Source organism: Marinomonas pollencensis (genome assembly GCF_003387375.1).
Classification (GTDB): Bacteria; Pseudomonadota; Gammaproteobacteria; order Pseudomonadales; family Marinomonadaceae; genus Marinomonas; species Marinomonas pollencensis.
The window spans coordinates 261,849-284,406 of sequence record NZ_QUNG01000002.1 but is presented as its reverse complement, the minus strand read 5'-3'; the positions used below and the strand labels follow the sequence as shown (position 1 = coordinate 284,406).

General features: G+C 43.1%; 18 protein-coding genes. 15 read left to right on the top strand and 3 right to left on the bottom strand.

Translation table 11 applies throughout. The features are described from left to right. Positions 1-66 precede the first annotated feature (66 nt). Positions 67-360, bottom strand: coding sequence for a hypothetical protein (locus DFP81_RS04245; RefSeq protein WP_115896520.1), 294 nt, complete (start codon positions 358-360; stop codon positions 67-69). Positions 361-477: 117 nt separating this feature from the next. Here DFP81_RS04245 and DFP81_RS04240 point away from each other — a divergent pair, with 117 nt between their 5' ends. From DFP81_RS04240 to DFP81_RS04180, 13 genes are all read left to right on the top strand, one after another. Further along, positions 478-2,346, top strand: a complete 1,869-nt coding sequence (locus DFP81_RS04240; protein ID WP_115896519.1) for a methyl-accepting chemotaxis protein — start codon at positions 478-480, stop codon at positions 2,344-2,346. 127 nt (positions 2,347-2,473) lie between these two features. Next, positions 2,474-2,905 (top strand): cytochrome b562, encoded by a 432-nt coding sequence (locus DFP81_RS04235; protein WP_115896518.1) that lies wholly within the window; start codon positions 2,474-2,476, stop codon positions 2,903-2,905. A 65-nt stretch (positions 2,906-2,970) separates the two neighbouring features. After that, positions 2,971-3,324: a hypothetical protein gene (locus DFP81_RS04230; protein WP_115896517.1), complete on the top strand. Its 354-nt coding sequence runs from the start codon at positions 2,971-2,973 to the stop codon at positions 3,322-3,324. Positions 3,325-3,426: 102 nt separating this feature from the next. Continuing rightward, the gene (locus DFP81_RS04225) at positions 3,427-4,494 is read left to right on the top strand and encodes an AraC family transcriptional regulator (RefSeq protein WP_115896516.1); all 1,068 of its coding nucleotides are present in this window, start codon (positions 3,427-3,429) and stop codon (positions 4,492-4,494) included. A 140-nt stretch (positions 4,495-4,634) separates the two neighbouring features. Beyond that, positions 4,635-6,407, top strand: coding sequence for an acyl-CoA dehydrogenase family protein (locus tag DFP81_RS04220; protein ID WP_115896515.1), 1,773 nt, complete (start codon positions 4,635-4,637; stop codon positions 6,405-6,407). Positions 6,408-6,506: 99 nt separating this feature from the next. After that, entirely contained in the window at positions 6,507-8,156 is a 1,650-nt protein-coding gene (locus DFP81_RS04215; RefSeq protein ID WP_115896514.1) for an electron transfer flavoprotein-ubiquinone oxidoreductase, read from the top strand. A 157-nt stretch (positions 8,157-8,313) separates the two neighbouring features. After that, on the top strand, positions 8,314-8,763 hold the full coding sequence (locus tag DFP81_RS04210; RefSeq protein ID WP_115896513.1) for a YaiI/YqxD family protein: 450 nt from the start codon (positions 8,314-8,316) through the stop codon (positions 8,761-8,763). 86 nt (positions 8,764-8,849) lie between these two features. Beyond that, positions 8,850-10,142 carry an NAD(P)/FAD-dependent oxidoreductase gene (locus DFP81_RS04205; RefSeq protein WP_115896512.1) on the top strand — a complete coding sequence of 431 codons (1,293 nt, stop codon included), beginning with the start codon at positions 8,850-8,852 and terminating at the stop codon, positions 10,140-10,142. Positions 10,143-10,398: 256 nt separating this feature from the next. After that, a complete protein-coding gene (locus tag DFP81_RS04200; RefSeq protein WP_115896511.1) occupies positions 10,399-10,827 on the top strand; it encodes a MerR family DNA-binding protein in 429 nt (142 codons plus the stop codon). A 9-nt stretch (positions 10,828-10,836) separates the two neighbouring features. Beyond that, the gene (locus tag DFP81_RS04195; protein ID WP_115896510.1) at positions 10,837-13,677 is read left to right on the top strand and encodes a heavy metal translocating P-type ATPase; all 2,841 of its coding nucleotides are present in this window, start codon (positions 10,837-10,839) and stop codon (positions 13,675-13,677) included. A gap of 105 nt (positions 13,678-13,782) precedes the next feature. Beyond that, a complete protein-coding gene (locus DFP81_RS04190) occupies positions 13,783-14,133 on the top strand; it encodes a hypothetical protein (protein WP_115896509.1) in 351 nt (116 codons plus the stop codon). Between the two features lie 147 nt (positions 14,134-14,280). After that, positions 14,281-15,453 (top strand): MFS transporter, encoded by a 1,173-nt coding sequence (locus DFP81_RS04185; protein WP_115896508.1) that lies wholly within the window; start codon positions 14,281-14,283, stop codon positions 15,451-15,453. Positions 15,454-15,862: 409 nt separating this feature from the next. Continuing rightward, positions 15,863-17,755, top strand: coding sequence for a methyl-accepting chemotaxis protein (locus tag DFP81_RS04180; RefSeq protein WP_115896507.1), 1,893 nt, complete (start codon positions 15,863-15,865; stop codon positions 17,753-17,755). 78 nt (positions 17,756-17,833) lie between these two features. Here the strand turns inward: DFP81_RS04180 and DFP81_RS04175 are convergent, their stop codons facing one another. After that, positions 17,834-19,330, bottom strand: a complete 1,497-nt coding sequence (locus tag DFP81_RS04175; protein ID WP_115896506.1) for a methyl-accepting chemotaxis protein — start codon at positions 19,328-19,330, stop codon at positions 17,834-17,836. A gap of 420 nt (positions 19,331-19,750) precedes the next feature. Here DFP81_RS04175 and DFP81_RS04170 point away from each other — a divergent pair, with 420 nt between their 5' ends. Further along, the gene (locus DFP81_RS04170; protein WP_115896505.1) at positions 19,751-20,443 is read left to right on the top strand and encodes a cupin domain-containing protein; all 693 of its coding nucleotides are present in this window, start codon (positions 19,751-19,753) and stop codon (positions 20,441-20,443) included. A gap of 933 nt (positions 20,444-21,376) precedes the next feature. Continuing rightward, entirely contained in the window at positions 21,377-21,592 is a 216-nt protein-coding gene (locus DFP81_RS04155) for a hypothetical protein (RefSeq protein WP_115896502.1), read from the top strand. A gap of 275 nt (positions 21,593-21,867) precedes the next feature. Here DFP81_RS04155 and yjjG read toward each other — a convergent pair whose 3' ends face one another. After that, positions 21,868-22,557 carry a pyrimidine 5'-nucleotidase gene (yjjG, locus tag DFP81_RS04150; RefSeq protein ID WP_115896501.1) on the bottom strand — a complete coding sequence of 230 codons (690 nt, stop codon included), beginning with the start codon at positions 22,555-22,557 and terminating at the stop codon, positions 21,868-21,870. Position 22,558 lies beyond the last annotated feature (1 nt).

Below are 22,558 nucleotides of genomic sequence, written 5' to 3'. Positions count from 1 at the left end.
CTTAAAGCGTATTTAAGATGCGTTAGGCGAAGGTTTGAATAGGTTCTTGCTTATTCACCTTCTGTCCTAATGTTTGCCTTGGGTTCGCTTGATGATTTGCACTTTGCATTGACTGTTCACAAGACTGAAAATCGTATAATAAAGTGCGTCTGATTTAACATAACTGGCAATTTCTTTTCGTTTACTTGGACTATGTACCTTTAATACTTCTGCGCGCTGGAATATTTTGCCTTTAAGGTATTTTTCAGCCACTTTATCAGCCGCCTTAGTGGCCTCAAAATCGCTGCATTCAGCCCATGAGGCAGAGCTCATAAATAAGATAAAAAAGAGCGCTAATATCTGCTGTACGATGTTACTCATAAGTGTTTATGACCTATTCTAAATTGAACGAACACAGAATTGCGCCTGCTATGAATATAGTAATGCAGCGCCAATCCTATTGTAGTAAATGATATAAAATATTTCGGAGATCCTATTATGACGTTGCAGCGTAAATTTTCGCTTGTAGTGTTCACATCCGCCATTGTTGTCGCCATTATTGTTGGTTCATTTGGCTACTTTAAGCTGAAAGATAGCTTGGTTAACAGTTTAAACGCTCAAGTATCGTCTATTGCTGAAGGCCAGTCACGCACTATATCTGAATGGGTTCATGCAAAAACAGCCTCTATCCATAGTCTGAGTCATCATTTTATCGAGCATGACGTGACGGTGGGGGCGCTTTTACAAGCTGAAAAATCCGGTGATTTTGATTTGGCTTACATTGGCACAAAAGAAGGCGAGATGATTTTAAGTCATCAGGCTTCTTTGCCTGCTGACTATGATCCACGGATACGCCCATGGTACAAAAAAGCGCTTAGTTCTAATCAGGTGGAATACACTGAACCCTATATTGATGCGAGCACCAATCAATTAATAATTTCTGCTGCAGAAAAAGTGGTCAGCGGCTCTGGGGTGACTGGGGTTGTTGGTGCAGATATGAACTTGAGTGGTTTGGTTAAGGGGATTTTGCATGTCAATATGATGGCTAAGAGTCGCGTTTTTCTAACCAATAAGGAAGGAGTAATCATTGCGCACCCTGATCAGCAATTTTTATTGAAGAAAATGAATGCCTCTTTGGGATACGACATGGATCTTGTTGCTAACGCACAAGGGAAACTGGTTGAAACTCACTCTAAAGAAGGGGTTGTACTTGTAGCAGGGATTGCTGTTCCTGATACGGACTGGGTTATTTTCTTTCAATTAGACAAAGCGACCGCCATGTCGCCATTAACCAGTTTATTAATTTCGCTCTTGATCGCCATGGTGATTGCCGCGCTTTTGGTGAGCTTTGTGATGGGGCTTGTTAGCCGTAAATTGCTGGCTGGCATAGGCCAAGTAAATACGATGTTGGCTGAAATGAATAATGGTCAAGGTGACCTAACCACGCGTATTCCCGAGACCAGCCAGGATGAAATAGGCGATTTAGCGCGCCATTTTAATGGTTTCTTGCAAACCTTAGCTGGCATTATTACTGAGATTAAAGTGCTGTCGTCTAGCCTTAACAATTTGGCTCAAGACTCCCATCGTTTAACTTCTCAGTCATCGTTGGAGCTCAGTACACAATTGGATGAGATTACCGCGGTAGCAACGGCGGTAGGGCAAATGTCGGCGGCGACTCATGAGATTGCGTCAAATGCAGAAAACACGGCGAATGCCTCGCGCGAAGCGTATCAAAATAGCCAGCAAGGCAGTGACCAAGTGGTGAAAAGCAAGGATTCGATTAGTGATTTGGCTTCTCAAGTTACCGATGCGTCGAACATTATCGGTAACCTCGATCATCAAGTGCAAAGCATTAGTAGTATTTTGACGACGATCCAAAACATCGCAGAACAAACTAATTTGTTGGCGTTAAACGCGGCGATTGAAGCAGCTCGTGCTGGGGAACATGGTCGTGGTTTTGCCGTTGTCGCTGATGAGGTTCGTGTGTTGTCGCAACGTACACACAATTCAACAGAAGAAATCAAAGAAATGATCGACGGCCTGAACAGCACCACACAAAAAGCGGTGGATATTATGCATTCTGGTCAAGCTGTCGCCAATAACTCTGTTGAAGATGCGATAGCGGCGGCAGAAAGTCTGGTCGCCATTCAAAATTCAGTACAGAGAATTAGTGATATGTCATTGCAAATTGCTAGTGCTGCAGAAGAGCAAAATATCGTGACCAGTGATATTTCCAATAACAGCTTGTCAATTAAAGATATTGCTAATAAATTGGCGGTTGAGTCCCATGAAAGTGCTAAAGGGGCTGAATCATTAGCGGAATTAGCACAAAGGCTCGAACAACAAATTGCAAGATTTCGCGTTTAAAGGGTCATAAAATCACATTTTAATCACTCTTTTCAGTTTGTGTTGATGGATTGAAAAGGGTAGATTTTTTATTCCTTCACAGCAATTAATAATCGTTTAAATCAACCTTGGGCAGAGGAAACACACAATGTACAAACGTCTTTTTATTGGCGCATTAGCCACTTTCGCTATATCAACTAATGTTATGGCACATGGTGCATGCGAAGCTCGTCCCTTGCACGATGACATGGTAGGCATTCAAAAGAAACTAAAAGCCATGTCTGGCAGTCTTAAATCAGGAGACAATGAGCAAGCGGCAATAAATGTCGAACAAGTGATTACTTTGTTCAAAAATGCGCGTGAACAAACACCTTACTTATTTGTTGAGAAAAAGCTCTCAGGGGATGAGTTAGCGAAAGAGATGGCGGAATATCAAAGCGTGATAGATGACACTATTGTGGTCTTTACTTCCTTAGAAACTGCCTTAGAAAACAACGACTCAGCTAAGATAAAATCACTAATGGGGCAAATTGGTAAGCAAAAACACATCGGCCATAGTAATTTTAAAGCAGATTGTTAATCGTCTAAATGATGACCTTGCTCGAATTGGCTGTTACAATGCGCGCGCGATAAAGAGAGGAAATTATGGCTCGTATTAAAAAATCGCGCAGCATGCGTGGCAAACTTGGAAAAACTGGTTCAAAGGAAATGATGAAAGAGCAAAATAAAGCTCGTAAATCATCGTCTACTCGCCGTTTTAAGATAAAGAAATCCAAGGAGCGCAAAGAGCAAGCGCACAAAAAGCTTGATAGACTGGGGTTACTTCCTGAAAAAGAAGTGGCACAGCCAGCAGCACGTCCACGTCGTTTTGTGTTCGTGAAGCCTAAAGAAGAGAAAGAAGCAGAATCTACTAAGCCGACATTGGTCGCTGGGATAAATCAAGAAACTGAAGATTTATCTGTTGACGAACTTTTGTCTGCTTTCTCTGAAGAGAATTAAGCAAAGATCTGTAAAACATAAAAAAAGGCTGCTTTTGCAGTCTTTTTTTATGTCTGAACAATCCATTATAATAAAAATCATCTACACGGAATGAGTTGTAAAATGAATGTAAAAGCCTCTGTGCCTATGTCGAGTGTTCGTTATTTGTTGAAAGCCGTTGAAGATCAAGGCTTAGACAGTGATGCATTATTAGAGAGCTTGGACATTGTGCGTTCCGATATAGAACAAAACAGTCATTTTCCCGCCTATCAATATGGCATGTTGTATCAAAAAATAATGTGGCTGGTTCAGGATGAATCATTTGGTATGTTAAGCGGTGGTAAAGTGCCCAATGGTACTTTTCGGATGATGTGCCTATGCATTATTCACGCTCGTAGCTTAGCCCATGCCATGTACCGCTGCAGTGATTTTTACGATATCTGCCGCGGCCCTAAAATCAAACCTGTGTTGATCAAAAAAGGCCGTTTTGCAATGGTGACTTTTGCTCCTATCGAAGCCGAAGATTCTAACGTACGAGATTTTGTTACGCCAGAATCTAAAGAGCAACTACGTACCACCTTGTCTATGTGGCATCATTTTATATGCTGGTTAATAGGCCGTCGATTAAACCTCAAGGCTGCGTATTTTACGAGTGAGCGCCCGGACGATGTTGAATATTATAAAACCCTGTTTCAATCTGAAGTGCGCTTTAATCAACATGCAAACGCGTTGGTTTTCCCTGCGAGCTATCTGGACATGCCTATCGTTCAAACAGAAGACAGTTTGCGAGGCTTTTTGAAAACCGCGCCTTATCAGCTATTAGTAATGGTAGAAAACGACAATAGCTTGAAATCTCAAGTCATGGCAATGCTTGGTAAAGACTTCTCAAGGGAAATGCCCAGCGCCGACGAAGTGGCAAGCGGTTTGAACATGAGTGTATCAACCTTAAGACGTCGGCTTAACGAAGAAAACACCTCTTATCAGCATATTAAAGATGAATGCCGTAAAGAAGCTGCCATTACTTATATGAACGCGCCACAATTGAGCATTAATGATATCGCGGCCTTAATGGGCTTTGATGAACCCAGTGCTTTTTTCAGGTCTTTTAAAAAATGGACGGGGATGACGCCTGGTGAGTATCGAAAAAGTGATGAATTTTTGAAGTTTGGTCGCTCTATGAAAAGCTTATAAATCCGTACCTTGTGATCTTTTGCACCTTATTTTGATTGTATTTGTCAGAAATAACGGCCTGATATGTTATTGTGAGAATCGCTCATATTTATCATCCTATAGTTATACATCCGCTCGGATAAATAACCGGAGAATAAAAAATGAGCGATTTTCTGTACCCTCTAAACGATATTCTTTTTAGCCTCCAGCAGGTAGCCCAATTTAATCGCCTTGAACCTTACCTTGAAGAAGGGGTAGACGAAGATTTATTAGCTGCCATTCTAGCCGAAGCTGGCAAATTAACAGAACAGGTTATTGCCCCATTAAACTGGTCTGGTGACCAGCAGGGCTCCCGTGTGGAAGACGGTGAAGTCATTGAAGCAAAAGGGTTTAAAGAGATTTATCAAAGCTATTGCGAAGGTGGCTGGGGCAGTTTGTCCGGTGCGCCTGAATACGGCGGACAAGGCTTACCTGCGAGTATTGCCACCGCCGTCAACGAAGGCGTCCAGTCGGCAAATTTAGCCTTTTCCTTGTGTCCCTTGTTAAGCCAAGGTGCCATTGAGGCGATCAGCTCTCATGCAAGTGAAGCACTTAAAAACACCTACCTACCTAAAATGATAAGCGGTGAGTGGACAGGGACCATGAACCTAACTGAACCATCCGCAGGTTCGGACCTGGCCGCTATCGCCTGTAAAGCCACCCCTGATGGGGATCAATACCGTATAAAAGGGCAGAAAATATTTATTACTTGGGGAGACCATCAAATGAGTGACAATATCATTCATCTGGTGCTTGCCAGACTGCCTGATGCTCCACCAGGGGTAAAAGGTATTTCTCTGTTTATTGTGCCTAAATTCATCCTTGATCAAGAATCCAATCCAGGTCAACGAAATGATGTGCAAGTGGTGTCTGTTGAGCACAAAATGGGGATTCACGCTTCACCAACTTGTGTCATGAGCTTTGGGGAAAATGACGGTGCCATCGGTTACTTAGTGGGGGCCCCGAACGAAGGCATTAAAGCCATGTTTACCATGATGAACAACGCGCGTCAGGGCGTCGGTTTGCAAGGCTTGGCGATTGCTGAGAGAGCGTATCAACAGGCACTTGAATACGCTAAAGAGCGTAAGCAAGGTATGAAGGCTGATCGCTCAGGTAAAGCGGCGATTATTGAGCACCCAGATGTACTGCGGATGCTGATGATGATGAAGTCGCAGATTGATGCAATGCGCTCACTTGTTTATGTGGCGGCGGTGGAAAACGATGTTTCGCATTTGGCCGCGGGTGAAACACAGAAAAAAGCCATGTCGCGTACTGCGTTATTGACACCGATCGTCAAAGGCTGGATCACTGAGCAAGCTCAAGAAATTACATCCCTTGCTATTCAAGTCCATGGTGGCGTCGGTTTTATTGAAGAAACAGGCGTTGCTCAGCATGCCAGAGATGCCCGTATTCTGCCGATTTATGAGGGCACAAATGGTATCCAAGCGATTGATCTGATTGGTCGTAAATTGCATTCCGATCACGGCGCGGCAATGGCCGAATTATTAGCGGAAATGAAAGCTGAGATAGATCAATTAGCCAGCCAGCAAGAGACTCAGAGAAATGCAGAAAAAGTACAACAAGCTATTTTACTCGCTGAGCATGCAACATCTGCCTGTTTAGCCAGCATGAAGCAAGACCCGTTACTAGCAACAGGTTCCGCTTATGGCTACATGATGCTAATGGGCAATGTGATTGGCGGTTGGTTAGAAGTGCGTGCACAACACTTAAGTGTTAATCATGACAGCTTCACGGAGCAGCAAAAAGACTCCTGGAAGCAGTCTGCAGACTTCTATTGTGACCATGTCCTAGCCCGTTGTCGTTATTATGCTGAAACTGTGATCACAGGCCAATCGTCGATTAGTGGTTTGAGCGATGCAAGTTTTGTTCGGTAGCTATGAACAGGCCGTTTGGTCATTGGCAGCAAAATTAATAATAAATCCAGTCAATAGGCATGGTGAAGAAGCCATGTCCTGCCTGCTGTAGGAGGCATTATGACAGACAGAGAAGTAATGGAATTTGATGTGGTTATAGTAGGTGGAGGCCCGGCAGGGCTTTCTACTGCATGTCGTTTGATGCAAAAAGCACAAGAAAATAATCAAGAATTAAGTGTGTGTTTGGTTGAAAAAGGCTCCGAAATTGGAGCCCATATTTTGTCAGGAGCGGTAGTCGACCCTAAAGCGTTAACTGAGCTTTTTCCTGACTGGCAAGCCATGGGGGCGCCTTTGCTGTCTGAAGTGAAAGTGGATGAATTACACTGGCTACATTCAGCAACGAAGAGCCGTAAATTGAGCCATTGGATGATCCCTAAAACCATGCATAATGAAGGCAATTATGTGATTAGTTTGGGCAACCTGTCACGATGGTTAGCGGAGCAAGCAGAAAACTTAGGTGTTGAAGTATTTCCAGGTTTTGCTGCCGCTCAAGTTGCGTATGATGATGACGGCAGTGTTGCTGGGATTATCACGGGTGATATGGGGGTCGCAGAAGATGGTTCAGAAAAAGATGGTTACATGCCTGGAATGATTTTAAAGGCTAAATACACCATTTTTTCAGAAGGCTGTCGTGGTCATTTAGGCAAAGAGCTGATTGAACGCTTTGCCTTGGATCAAGGAAAAGCACCTCAGCATTTTGGTCTGGGCATTAAAGAGCTTTGGGATGTCCCTGCCGAGCAAAGTAAGCCTGGTACGGTTATCCATACGGCAGGTTGGCCTTTGGGCCAAGAGGCTGGCGGTGGTGGTTTCCTTTACCACTTAGAGAATAACCAAGTGGTGGTTGGTTTAATCACGGATTTAAATTATAAGAACCCACATTTAAGCCCTTACGATGAGTTTCAACGATATAAGCATCACCCACTTATCGCCGCCCATCTTGAAGGCGCTAAACGCGTGTCTTATGGCGCACGAGCCATTGCCAAAGGAGGCTGGGACTCTCTGCCTAAAATGAGCTTTCCTGGCGGCTTGCTATTGGGCTGTGACGCAGGCACTTTGAACCCAGCTAAAATAAAGGGAACTCATACGGCGATGAAAAGTGGCATGTTGGCTGCGGAGCTGATTTGTGAAGCATTGCAAACACAAAACCCAGTCAGTGAGCTAGCTCACTATGATCAACAAATGCGCAGCTCCTGGTTAGGCAAGGAATTAGAGCAGGCGCGAAATTTCGTCCCTGTGATGCATACATTAGGCACATTTTGGGGTGGTGCTTATAACTGGTTAGATCAAAATCTGTTTGCAGGTCGCTTGCCATTCAATTTTAAAGATACGACGCCCGATTACGCTTGCTTAGAGCTAGCGTCCAAACATCAACAACCAGATTACCCTAAACCAGACGGTAAGCTTAGCTTTGATAAACTTTCTTCTGTATTTTTATCTAACACCAATCATGAAGAAGACCAACCTTGTCACTTGCGACTAAAAGACCCTTCAATACCTGTGGCGGAAAATCTACCTAAATTTAATGAGCCTGCTCAGCGCTATTGCCCCGCTGGGGTTTACGAAATTGTCGATGATGGACAAGAGACGCGCTTCCAAATCAATTCACAAAACTGCGTACATTGTAAAACATGTGATATAAAAGACCCGGCACAAAACATTCGTTGGGTTACTCCAGAAGGGGCTGGCGGCCCTAATTATCCCAATATGTAATGATTAAGTAAGCCCCAGTTGAATAGATTTGCATTTCTTCCTTTCTAGCGAAAAAAAGGCATACAGATCAGTATTTTCTGACCTGTATGTCCTCATTCAACACTGGATTTCATGACCTCTGTAGTCGATAATAGGTGCTTCTAACGAGGGGACAATTATGCGAATCTGGGTTGATGCGGATGCCTGTCCGAATGTCATTAAAACCATTCTATTTCGTGCTGCTGAGCGCGTTAAAATACCTTGTATTCTTGTTGCTAACCAAGCGATTTCTATTCCACCTTCTAAGTGGGTTGAAAGAAAAGTGGTTAGCTCTGGTTTTGATGTGGCCGATAATTATATTGTAGAGCACGCAACCTCGGCGGACCTGGTGGTTACTGCCGATATTCCGTTAGCTTCTGAGGTGATTGATAAAGGCGCATTAGCGATTAACCCTCGTGGTGAACTTTATACTCGAGAAAACATCAAGCAACGCCTTGCAATGCGTGATTTTATGGAGCAGATGCGTTCCACTGGCGAGCATACAGGTGGCCCTGCTACATTTAACCAGCAAGATAGAATGGCGTTTGCTAATACCCTGGACAAATTATTAGCCCAGCGAGCTCCTTAGTACTGTCCATTAACTGCCCGTTAATAGAGAAATCAGGAAAGCGTTTATTGAATGTTTTCCTGATTATTCAATTATAGGTGAAGCACATGAAAAGAATTGTTGTTGTTGGCGGCGGAGCAGGCGGCTTAGAACTGGTTACTCGACTAGGCCACGCGCTCGGTAAGGGTAAAAACAAGACAGAAATTGTCTTAGTCGACCGAAGCCGAACACATATCTGGAAACCTCTTCTTCATGAAGTTGCCACAGGCTCAATCGACATTAATAATGACGGTGTCAATTATCGTGCCCATGCAGCAAAACATCATTACCAATTTCAGCTTGGCAATGTAACCAAGGTAAATCCACACGCAAAGACTATCACACTCGATTCATTGAGTGATGACAAAGGGCATTCAATTTTGCCTGAGCGTGACCTTTCTTACGATACCCTTATCATGGCAGTAGGTAGCATCAGTAATGATTTTGGTACGCCAGGAGTGGCTGATCATTGTTATTTCTTGGACTCCCATAAACAGGCGGAGCGCTTTCAGCAAGCTTTGCTGAACCATTTCTTACGAGTTCATCAAGAAGGCCCCGATGCCAAGCTAAAAATCGCCATTGTCGGTGGTGGAGCGACCGGTGTTGAACTGTCTGCAGAACTGTTTCACGTGGCGGAGTTGATGAAAGCATATGGTATGCCTGAGATGTCCGGCAAACGTATCCACGTTGAGTTGGTGGAAGCGAGTGGTCGTATTCTAAGTGCTTTACCTGAACGTATTGCCAATTCGGCTGCCAAAGAGCTTACTCGTTTAGGGGTTAAAATCAGTGAGAATACCCGTGTTGTACGCGCCGATTCAAATGGTTTTCAAACCGCAGATGATAAGCTAATTGAAGCGGATTTGATGATTTGGGCAGCGGGCGTAAAAGCACCTGATTTTATTAAAGACATTGAAGGTTTTGAAACCAATCGCAACAATCAGATCGTGGTTCGAGGAACGCTTCAAACAGAAGCTTTTGACGATGTGTATGTGATAGGTGATTGCTGTGCTTGTGTGCAGCCAGATGGTTCTTTTGTACCGCCACGGGCTCAGTCAGCACACCAAATGGCGTCTTTGGTGTATGACAATATCAAAGGGTCTTTGAAAGGAAAGCCTCTTAAAGAATACATCTATAAAGATTATGGCTCGCTGGTAAATTTAAGTAACTACAGCACGGTGGGTAACTTGATGGGTAACCTAATGGGTGGATCTATGTTTATTGAGGGGCGTATTGCTCGCTTCGTTTACATCTCACTCTATCGTTTACACCTCATTGCGATACACGGCTGGTTTAAAGCCACCATCGTTATGGCGGCACAAAAAATTGGTAAAGTCGTGAAGCCAAAACTTAAGCTTCATTAATAATTAGTGCGCTAGCAAGCCATTCACTTTTAAAAAGTTAATCATGGTGTAAAAGCCGCCGTAGCAAAGACCTCAGTATAGGGAGGTTTTCTACGGCGGCTTTTTTTTGCCTGAGGTGGCGGATTGCCGCGTCAATGTTTCAGTAAATGTGAAGCAACTAATGAGATCTATTTGATTAAACCTCAATCCTTGACCTATGTGTTACCAGTAGGTTTTACAATAATGGTTATTAGATCAAATGTATGAAGGAGTGCTTATGCGTGTTATCGACCTAGCTAAGAAAGCCAATGTAACCAGTGAAACCGTGCGCCACTATACGCGCTTAGGGTTAATTCATGCAGAACGCGATCCCAATAACGGCTATCAAATTTATGATAATACCGCCTTCACTCGAATGCAGTTTATTCAGCAATCCCGTACCTTAGGGTTTAGCTTAAAGCAGATCGAAGCCATTCTACAGCAAGCCGATAGCGGTGACTCACCGTGCCCTATGGTACGTGAATTACTGGAAAAGAAAGTCCCTGAAACCAAGGCGAAAATTGCCCAGTTGCAAGCCCATTTAAAAACCATGGAAGCGGCGCTGATGAGCTGGGAAAGCATGCCAAATGGCACTCCCAATGGTCATTCTATTTGTTGTTTGATAGAAGAGTGGGAAGACAACAAAGATGATCATAGCGAGCAATAGGGGGGCCATATGTTAGATAATAATGAAACAATAGCGAGCCCTGACACAATCACCTTGGATTTGGCCGTAGGCGGCATGTCTTGCCAAGGTTGTGTCTCGAAAGTTAGACAGAAAGTTCAACACCAAGATGCCAATGCTCAAGTGCTTGGCACACCTGCTGACAATCGTCTTGAAGTGAAAACAAGGCTTTCTAAAGAGCAGGTGGAGTCATGTGTTCGTGACGCAGGTTACCAGACATTAGGGGATTTCGAGACCCAAGTGAGTGTGGTAAATACGGAACAAGAAACCTTACAGCAAGCCCATTATCAACTGGCCGTGGAAGGCATGTCGTGCCAGAAATGTGTCACTAAAATACGCCAAAGCATTAAGTCATTAGACGCAGAGGCCCAAGTAGACGGGCAGCCTAAAGCGAATCGCCTTGAGGTGACTACGGCGCTTTCTCAGCAACGCATTGGTGATGCCATTATCGATGCAGGCTATGAGTATTTTGGGGATTATATCGAGGTGGCTCAATCATTAGAATCCGCAGTGGAGCCAGACAGCACCCCAATACCGCCCGCAGTGGAAAAAGAACGCTCTACAAAAGATCAAAAAGCAGGCAATGAGCACGCTCATCAATATCAGTTTTCTTTGACTGGTATTACCTGTGCAGGCTGTGTGAATACCATTCAAAAAGCATTGGATCGTGTTTCCGGTGTTGAAAAAGCCGAAGTGAATTTTGCCAGTCGTACCGCGCAAGTATCGTCTTTGACAGATGCAGAGACCTTGATCAAAGCGGTGGAATCTTCAGGCTATGGCGCGTCTTTGATTGAAGATGCGGATAAAGCGGATGAAGATCGCCAGCAAAATGAACGAAAAGAATTTCATGACAAACGAAATTATGCAGTGCTAGGGCTCCTCGTGGGGGTGCCCTTGATGCTTTACGGTTTGCTGGGTGGCAACATGATGGTTGAAACCGGAGGGCAACGATTAGCCTGGGGCCTCGTTGGCGCGTTAACCTTATTGGTTATGTCGGTATCAGGTAAGCATTACTACCGTAGCGCATGGCGGGCTTTTAAATCTCGTCAATCGAATATGGATACCCTGATCACGATAGGTACCATTAGCGCGTGGTTATATTCTATGGCGATCATTATTTCCCCCTATGTGTTTCCTGAAAACGCGCGTCATTTGTATTTTGAAGCCAGTGTGATGATTCTTGGCTTAATCAATTTAGGCCAAGCGCTTGAAGTGCGAGCGCGTGGTAAAACCAGTGCTGCGTTACGCCGTTTATTGGACCTTCGCCCAAAATTTGCCATGGTGGTACGCGAAGGCTCAGAAATATCCTTAGCCGTTGAACAGATTCAGATTGACGATGTGGTTCGCGTTCGCTCTGGCGAAAAATTTCCTGTGGATGGGCTAGTGAGTGACGGTCAATCAAGTGTGGATGAATCCATGTTAACTGGCGAACCTGTGCCTATCGAGAAACACCCAGGAGACAAGGTATCGGCAGGAACAATCAATGGTAAAGGCTCGTTAACCTATCGTGCCACAGGCATAGGGTCTGACACCTTGCTGGCGCAAATTATTGACATGGTTGGAACGGCACAAAATTCAAAACCGCCCATTAGCCGTCTGGCCGACCAAGTGTCATCGGTGTTTGTTCCCAGCGTTATGATATTGGCGACGCTTGCTGCATTGGCTTGGTTCAACTTTGGGCCAGCTCCTGTGATGGTTCATATGATGGTTGCTGCTGTGTCGGTATTGATCATAGCCTGTCCTTGTGCATTAGGCTTAGCCACGCCCATTTCAACCATGATAGGCGTAGGGAAAGCGGCAGAGTACGGGGGGTTAATTCGCAATGGTGAGTCGTTGCAACGAGCGAGTGAATTAACCACGATAGTGTTGGATAAAACTGGCACCATTACAGAAGGCAAACCTAAGGTAGTACATCAAGTGCTTGCTTCAGGCGAGGATGAAACCCATCTCGCGACCTTGGTGTCTTCGCTGGAAAAAGGGGCCAATCATCCATTGGCCAACGCCTTGATAGATCACGCTGAAGTAACCAGTCAAGACACCTATGAAACGTCTCATTTTGAGTCCATCGTGGGTCGTGGTTTACAAGCTGAGATTCAGGGAGAGACCTTTTTTTTGGGTAACGAGGCCTTAATAAAAGAGCAAAACATTGATCTTTCTAGTTTGGCGTTGGTGAACGAAAAATACGCAGCGAGTACAAAAGTATATCTTGCGAATCGTCGTCAAGCGCTGGCAGTTTTCTGTATTGAAGACCCGATAAAAGCAAGCTCAGAAAGCGGCATTAAAACGCTCCAGAAGGCGGGACTAAAAGTCATCATGCTGACTGGAGACAATAAAAATAGTGCCGCATTGGTGGCCAATAAGCTAAACATTGATGAGTTCCATGCAGAGCTAATGCCCAATGACAAACTCAATTGGGTGCGCACATTGCAAGCCAAAGGTGAAGTGGTTGGCATGATAGGTGATGGCATTAACGATGCGCCTGCCTTGGCGCAAGCGGACGTTGGATTTGCCATGGGCGCGGGCACAGATGTCGCGATGGAAAGTGCCGACATTACGTTAATTCGAAGTGATCTGACAAGCGTGGCGCAAGTTATCGAGGTGAGTCAGGCAACGTTAGGCAACATTAAACAAAATCTCTGGGGTGCATTTGCTTATAACAGCTTAGGTATTCCTTTGGCCGCCGGGGTGTTATTCCCATTTACTGGATGGTTGCTGAGTCCAATCATCGCAGGAGCTGCTATGTCTTTGTCCTCTATTACTGTGGTGGCGAACGCCAATCGTCTACGCCGCTTTGTGTCTCGTCTTACTGACAACAGCAATCAAGATAGATAGGAGAGGCTATGAGTGTATTAGTAAATATTTTAGGTGTGTTATTAATCGTTTTGATTGCGTGGTGGTTTTGGGCACCCAGTAAAGAGGATTAAACAGGAGGTTGGTATGGCAAATTCGAACACAGCGGCACTGGCAAAAGTCTCATTGCGTGTTGTTGATTGCTCGAAGCAAAAAGCCAATGAATTTTTTCAGTGTTGGCAACAGCAACAAGGCATTAAATTTCTTCAAGTAGAGTGGAAGAAACAACGTATCTTGGTGCATTATGATGCATTGCTAGTTTCTCTGTCAGACATTATAGCTGGGCTTGAAGCCGTCAAAATGCAGCTTAAAGGTGGCATGTTTTGCCGCTGGCGTTTGCATTTGGCTCGCCAAGTTGAACAGAATATTCGTGATAACTTAAATCATGTGCCCCATTGTTGTGGCAAAGCACCACGCCCAATACAAGGGAATAAATAATGATATGGCTATTTCGCTAGTAAAGAAGCTGAAAGCTTATCGACTTTATTGATAAGATATCGTCATACATCGATTTAACGAAAAGGAAACCATCATCTGGTTTCCTTTTTTTATTGTCCGTCTCACAACAGGGAAATTTAACAGTTTATGCAAGCTTACCAATGGGGAATTTTTGCCATCGCTCTTGGAGCTTTTGGTATTGGTACAACTGAATTTATGCCAATGGGGTTGTTACCCGTCATTGCTGAAGGGGTTGATGTTTCTATACCAACTGCTGGGTTACTTATTAGTGCTTATGCCGTAGGTGTTATGATTGGCGCGCCAATTATCACCTTGTATCTCACTCGCTTTAGCCGCAAAAATGCATTGATCGCGCTGATGGGGGTTTTTGTGCTTGGTAACACTTTAGCGGCACTCGCGACTAACTATGAAATCTTAATGTTAGCGCGAGTGGTTACGAGCCTTTCCCATGGTGCCTTTTTTGGTATTGGTGCACTGGTAGCCATGAGCTTAGCACCAAAGGGCAAACAAGGTTCTGCGGTTGCCTCCATGTTATTAGGCTTAACCATTGCCAATATCATTGGCGTTCCAATCACCACTTGGCTTGGCCAAAATATTGAGTGGCGAGTGGCGTTTGCTGTAACCGCTGTGTTGGGGCTAATTGCCATTATTGGCTTAGTGCGTAGTTTGCCTGCAATGCCGGTGAGCGAAAAACCCGATGTGCGCAAAGAACTTAAGTCGATCGCTCAGCCTGCGGCGTTACGTGCGTTTGCGTTAACCATCCTATTGGCTGGGTCCATGTTTACCTTATACACTTATATAGCGCCTATCTTGCATATGCTTGCGGGAGCATCTGAAAATACCATTGCGATTATGTTGTCATTAGCGGGAGTGGGCTTTACTTGCGGTAATTACATAGGTGGCAAACTTGCGGATAAATCGCCTGATTATGCTTTGTTTATTACCTTTATTGCGCAAATTATTATGGCGTTTTTATTTAGCGTCGTGGCAAGCGGCACTATCAGCGCGGCAATCATGGTGTTCTTATGGAGTGTGGTGATATTTGGTAGCGGTTCTGCAGTGCAAATGAAAGTGATGCAAATTGCTGATGAAGCACCAGGCTTGGCTTCTTCCATTAATATTGGTGCATTTAACTTAGGCAATGCTCTCGGGGCTGTGTTAGGTGGCGCAGTTATTACGCTTGGCTTTAGTTACGCTTGGATCCCTAGTGCGGCGGCCTTATTATCAGTGGCGGCGTTATTATTGCTTTTGCTCAATAGAAAGCTGGAAAAAACGCAATTGCAAGCGGCATCAGCCTAGTTCGTCTTGTTGCCAACGGTTGACGGGCTTGGATGTGGTCATCCGTTGGTTGCGTAGACGCTAACTTTATCGGGCAACTGACGTTGCGTTATCCTTCATATTGAATTCACGCATCATAGTTAACTGCTTGGAGGCAACTTCCTTGCACCTATGATCACTTTTTAGCGCCTCTTATATTGGCTCTACTCGTCTTCTTTTTTTTCGTGCTTGCTTCTCTCTTTTAGTCTGTCTTTAGCCTCCATCATAGCTCGTATATTGGAAGGTGCTATGCCAAATATCAGCAGGATTCTATTAAAAATCCTAGGATATGGTGCATCATTTTAAGCCATATTTTATTAAAATACTCGATGCTGACTTTTTGGTCAGAATCGAGTATTGCTCGCATATTTTTTGTAAAAGGATTCACATAGTGTCATTAAAATTACGTCTCATTTATGCATTCGTCATCGTGGTATTGATCACCACTATTTCCATGGGGATTCTCAGCTTTTATCAAGCAAGAGACGCCATGTTAAAGCGTACTACACAGACCGAACTTCCGGCACAAATCGCGCAGATTAAAAATGAAGTAGAAAATCAGATAGAGCGCTTAGCAACAAATGCTAAATTATTAGCGAATAACCCAATGATCCTAGCTTGGGCAAAACAGGGCCACCCAAAATCGAGCGAATCAGAGGTGGTGGAATTATTAAACAATACTAAACAGCAACTCGGGTTAGATACCGCTTCTTGGGCTGATCGATCTAGCGCACAGTATTGGAACCAAGACGGTTTTCTGCGTACCTTGACACCCGCACAAGACAGTTGGTTTTTTGACTTTACAGATTCATCTAAAACAGAAGACGTCAGTGTTTATCGCAATGCGAATACCGGTGAAATAAAGCTCTTTGTTAATTATCAAAACCCTAATGGGCTAGGTTTGGCTGCCTTTGGTCTGAATCTCAACAAAATGTCCGATTACTTAAATAACTTCACCTTTAATGGGGGCGGTTTTGTCTATTTGGTGTCTGCTGATGGCACCTTAAAAGTACATCGTAATGAAGACTTATTGGAAAACACCAAGGTCACTGACTTATACGGTCAAAAAGTAGGTCAAGCTTTACTTAAACAAGGCGGACTGAACATTGTCATGGGTAAAAATTCGGTACTGGCAAGCCAATATATTCCTGCCATGGACTGGATTCTAGTCGCTGAGATTCCTAACAAAATTGTTTTTGGTGGTGTCACCTCGATGGGTAATTCTTTACTTCTAATGGGGATTTTACTCAGCATAGTAAGCGTCTTAGTAGCCTTTTTTATTGGCTCTAAGTTGGTGAAACAGCTTCAAGTAGTGGCCAATAATTTACAAGACATAGGCGAAGGAGAGGGCGACCTTAGTCATCGCTTAGACAGCCATGGCCCGGTCGAGCTTGCCAGTATCGGTAATGGTTTTAACCGCTTTGTCAGTGTGATACAAAACATGGTGAAACAAGTTATGCAGACCAGCAAGGCACTTAATGACGCGTCTCACAGTGTACTGTCTTCTTCCGATTTATTGCTAAAAGATGCTAAATCGCAAAGTGATAGAACCGCTATGGTGGCATCAGCCATTCATGAAGTAGAGGCTTCTGTTCGCGACGTTTCTAGCAATGCGGCGATGGCTGCCCAAACTGCAAAGCAAGTGGATACCGAGTTAGAAAAAGGCTTAAGCCTTGTTACCGCGGCGAAACAAACAGTCGAAAACTTAGCACTAGAGAGTGAAAAAACAGCACTTATTGTTACTGAATTGGCCAATAACTCAGAACAAATTGGCGGTATTTTAGAGGTCATCCGCAATATTTCCGAACAAACGAATTTATTGGCATTAAATGCTGCGATTGAATCGGCGCGGGCCGGAGAACAAGGGCGAGGCTTTGCTGTCGTCGCTGATGAAGTTCGTAATCTTGCAAAAAGAACATCTCAATCAACGGACGAAATTCAGTTGATGATTGACCAATTGCAGTCAGAGTCAAGAAAAGCATTAGCAGCAACCAATGCGGGTCAACAGGGAGCCCATAATGCCGTGACTTCCATGCAAACAGCGGCTTCATCATTAACTGTGGTAGACCAACAAGTTAATAATATGAATGCGTTAAATCAACAAGTGGCTTTCGCCACGGAGCAGCAACTTACAGCCATCGAAGACGTGGCCCAAAATGTCACAGGTATTCAAAATGCCGTCGTCACCAGCGTGGCTGGCGCCAATGCATTGGCAGAGAAAAGTAAAGAGCTAAGCCATTTGTCTAGCGGCTTAGATAATCTAGTCGCGCGTTTTAAAATCTAACTATCTCAGGACAATCTAGTAACAAGGCGCTGACTTAAGTGCGATTTTATCTCGCCTCAAGGCTCAGCGTTTTTGTTATTAGCGGGTTTTAAATAGATTCGCTTTAGCTTCGTACTCTGTTGTGATGGTATTAATGTCTGAGCTGCTTTGTTGTAGCTTAGACATTAACTTGGTTAATGATTGCATAGATTGAGCGTTTGCCAGTACTTCCTCATTGACGCGAGAAGCGGTTTGCTCTTGTTGTACGGAGTGTTCCGCAATCGATTGGCTGGATAAGACCGCGTTATGCACGACTTGGGCTCGTTCTAATAAAGCATTGGATATTTTATCAACGTGCTCAACGCTGATTGCGGTTTGTTCTCTACCTGATGCCATTGAAGTAAGCGCTGTATTAACGCTGCTATTTAGATTAGCCAGCACCTTTTCAATATCATCTGTAGAGTGACTAGAGCGAATCGCTAAGGATCTTACTTCATCCGCAACAACCGCAAAACCACGGCCTGTTTCGCCTGCTCTTGCTGCTTCAATCGCAGCATTTAATGCAAGTAAGTTGGTTTGTTCTGAAATACTACGAATAGAATCTAATAGGGTATTTATCGCTTCCACATCAGAATGTAATGAGGTTAGGGCAGCAGAGATTGATGCGCTATTTTGCGACAAAAGTTGCATGTCTTCCCGGATTTCTCGTGTTTTTTGGCTGTCGCCCAAAATCCCTTTTTCTAGCTCATTGATTAATTGAGCCGATTGAGTACTACTTTCGGCGATGGATGTCATGGCTTGTGCTGTGTCATTAGAGGAACTGGAGATAAATTCCGAACGCTTATTGCCGATCACAACATGCTCTTTGACGCCTTCACTAATCTGCTGGATTTGCTTGCTATTATGTACCAATTCATGAGCAATACGCTGATAGTCATTAAACAAACTGACCATTTTATCAAGCAGCTGGTTTAAAGTTATTTCAGCATGGGAAACCGGGTTGGTTAGGCGGACGGACAAATCATTATTATCGGAAATAGTCTCTATGGCATTGGCAATATTAATGTTAGATAAAGACTCTTTTTTCATCAGGTGAGCCATATAAATCAATATAAAGGCTTCAGAGCTAGCAAACACGCAGTGCACTATCATTACCCAGGTATTGTGAGAGCCAGCAAACACCATAATCGGCATGTCATACACACTGGCCCCGCTCATTTGTATAAACATGAAACTAACATGATAAATCGCAGTAGTAGCCAGTGCTGCAATAATTGGCTTCCAGCTTTGATAAATTAAAAAAACAGCCATAGCAGCAAAAATATGAAAGTGCATTTCAACCATGCCTAGCTGGCTTTGAATTAAAGCAGAGGAAGTCAGCATCGCCAAAATACCAGAACCAATGGAAAAAGCGGTTTTGCCTTTATAGAAACTGTATAGACATTGAGTCAGTACAAACAACAGCAGTGCACTGATGAAAGTAAAGAGTAAAAGCTGACTACCAACTAAGCCACTCACTAACAAAATTGGGATTTGAACGAGTAAAAACCGATAAACAAATAAATCATTCTTTGCTGACTTTTCTGATGCAACCATATTTGCTAGCCCTTTTTATGCGTAGTTATCAGTATTTTTAGAGGAATTGAAGGCAGTTAAAGTCCCTGTCATTAGATTGTTTTTATATTAAAGAGAAAAAGGACAATCAATTGTAATTACAATGAGTGAAATACTAAACAGGCTTTACAATTATTGACCAATCGGTATAAATGTGCAGAAAAATAGCATTCTCAACGAGATAGAAACTACGACTAAGGTGCACGCAATAGCTCATTTTTCAGCAGAATTCTTGTTTCGTTATTATTAAAGTTATAGGGTTTGTCAGTTAGGGTGAAGCCGTTGATAATTCCCTATGTTGTTAGTTAGACGCTAACTCGTAAGCAAGGTTAATTTTGCCACTTATTCATGTGGCACTTATAGTCAAAGCACCTTAGTTTGGCGTTTGTTGGAGTAACATATATGCGCATTAATGCTAATTTTTCTCAATTTTGTGCTGTTAAAGCTGAAAAATACCAATGGGTTAAGTCCCCTCAAAATGGAGTAGAAAGGGTCATGTTGGACCGAGTTGGGGCAGAAAAAGCGCGAGCAACGAGTATTGTTCGGTACGCTGCAAACTCTTATTTTCCCAGTCATACTCACCCTGGAGGTGAAGAAATTCTTGTATTGTCGGGGACTTTTTCTGAGCAGACTAGCGACGGCATAAAACACGATTATCCAGCGGGTTACTACCTTCGCAGTCCATCAGGCTCTGAGCACACGCCTTACAGCAAAGAAGGCGCTGTTATCTTTGTAAAACTTTGGCAAATGTCACCCAGTGATGATCAGTTGATTCGATTAAATACAGCTGATCCTTCATTATGGCGTCAGGAGAAAGATCGAGAAAATTGCCTTTTGTTCAAAAACGACCATGAGCAAGTGAGCCTTGAACGTTTAAAACCAGGTGCAAGCTTGTTTAATAGTAAGTTTTCTGGTGCTGAAATATTGTTGCTCTCGGGAGCGTTAACTTCAGAAAAAACGCGTTACAAAGCAGACTCTTGGTTACGATTACCTAGCGGTTACCCTGAGAATTTTTATGCCGGCGAAGAAGGTGCTCTGTGCTATTTAAAATTAGGCGCTTTAGGGAATACGACGCTCAGTAGTATTGATGAATAACACATCATTAAGACTGGTTATTGACAGCCAGAAACAAGCTCGCTGCTAATAACGAATGTGTGATATGAAATAAGCGATTAACCGCTAAATAGAAAAGCATTAGCACTTTTAGTGTATTAGTTAGTGGGGCGAATAGCTCACCATATAAAGAAAGATTGTAGTATTTTCATCTCTTTTAATGAATTTTAGCATCACTTTAGCCTAAAAATAAGAGCAGACAAAATGAAAAAGGGGGCCTGTTTGCATTTTTTATAATGGTCTTAAGAAAAAAACACCAACAGTAAACATGCATTAAAGGAAGAAATTGCTGGAGTATTAATACTTTTTATCAATGATTTCGCGCTGATGAGTTTGATCAAAGGAAGGTGTTTAGTCATGGATAAAATGTAAACTTTGTCATTCTTTTCAATCAGTTTAATAGGGTGGCGAGGCGTAAACATGGATACAAAGCTTGAATATTTTACTGTGAATATTCAAGCTTTGTATGATGAAAACATTCAGCAGAACAAAAAAACTGAATGGAGGGCGCTTACATTATTATGCCAGACATCATATGTAGGAGCTTATAAGCACAGCAATGATGTTCATTCATTGCTAGCCGGCATAAACATCACACTGATATTGATTAAGTAAGTGCTACATGTCTGAGTTTCGGGTATCAATTTATCCGTTTTAGTAAGGTTAAATTGATGTGCACTAAATTGGGAAAGCGTATCCAACAAAGTGAACTGGCTTTTTAGAAATTAGGTGAAATAGATCTGGTTCAGAATAGATGCGCAATGAACTGTGGGATATTTACCTTATTTAATTAGAAAGTGAACTTAACACGGATGATTAACACAAGCCGTACTAGCTGATTTTAGGCCATCGGCGGTTAGTGACAAAATGCGTTAATCTCGTTGAAGCCTTTAAAGAGTTTGAGTATTTGAATAAATGACGAAGCACAAAGCCGCATCAGGATTAAAATGCACAGATTGGTTTCGCCATACCATCAGCCAAACAGCCAAACAGCCAAACAGCCAAACAGCCAAACAGCCAATGATTTTTCTCTTCCACGCATCCGTTGCTATCCCTCAGGAATTGTTCACCAGGATATTGTGGTGGGTTTTCTTGCCAACGAAGTCACTCGTTGTTGATGAGGGTGTTTAGATAAAACCTAGAAACCATCAAAGGAATGGAAGAGTCAGATAGTCCAGAGAGACACAGTCAGGGAAATAAATTAAAGCATCTAATATAAGCGATTTGAACTGAACAAGGTTAATTTAGCCATAATTACCAGCAGAAGTACTAATATACACTATTTCCGATAATAACATTTATCGGAAATAACAGAGATAAAAACACCTGTTCAATTGTTGTATTTCATCTTTATTGATTAAGTTATGTTATGGCGTTACCAGCTAATGGATAACGCCACCGTTTTCTCAATTCACACGACTCTGTTTAAGTTTTGCCAACAACTCATGCAGTGAATTCACTTGGTATGTGGGTTTGATATGTTCTGGATGCGTTTTATTGTGATGATTTAACCAACATGTATCTAGCTTGGCATTTATACCGCCTAAGATATCCGACTCAAGCGTGTCACCAACCATCAATACTTTTTTACGGTCTGGATTGCCTATTTTATTAAGTGCATGATCAAAAATAGCCAAATGTGGCTTGGCCACACCAACTTCTTCAGAAATAATCACATGGGGAAAATATTGATCAAACCTTGTCCGTTCCAAGCGCACTTTTTGTAACTGGGTAAATCCGTTGGTGATAATGATGCTTTTAATAGATTCTTCACTTAAATGCGTCATTAATGCCTTTGCACCAGGTAAAGGTTCACAGATCTCGCCCATGGATTCCAGAAATTGATGGTTAAGCTGTTCTGACGATGTGTTTAAGCGCTTAGACCATGATTCAAAACGGCGTGTTTGGAGCTGTTTCGCTGAAATAGCGCCATTCTGATACTCTACCCACAAGGGTTTATTAATGGCTTGGTATTCTTCAAAGTCATTTTCATTAAAGTCTACGCCGTATTTTGCCAGCATGTGCTTTAAGCCAGAGAAATTGTCAAAGCGAAATAGCGTTTCATCCGCATCAAAGATAATCCAATCGTAATTCATT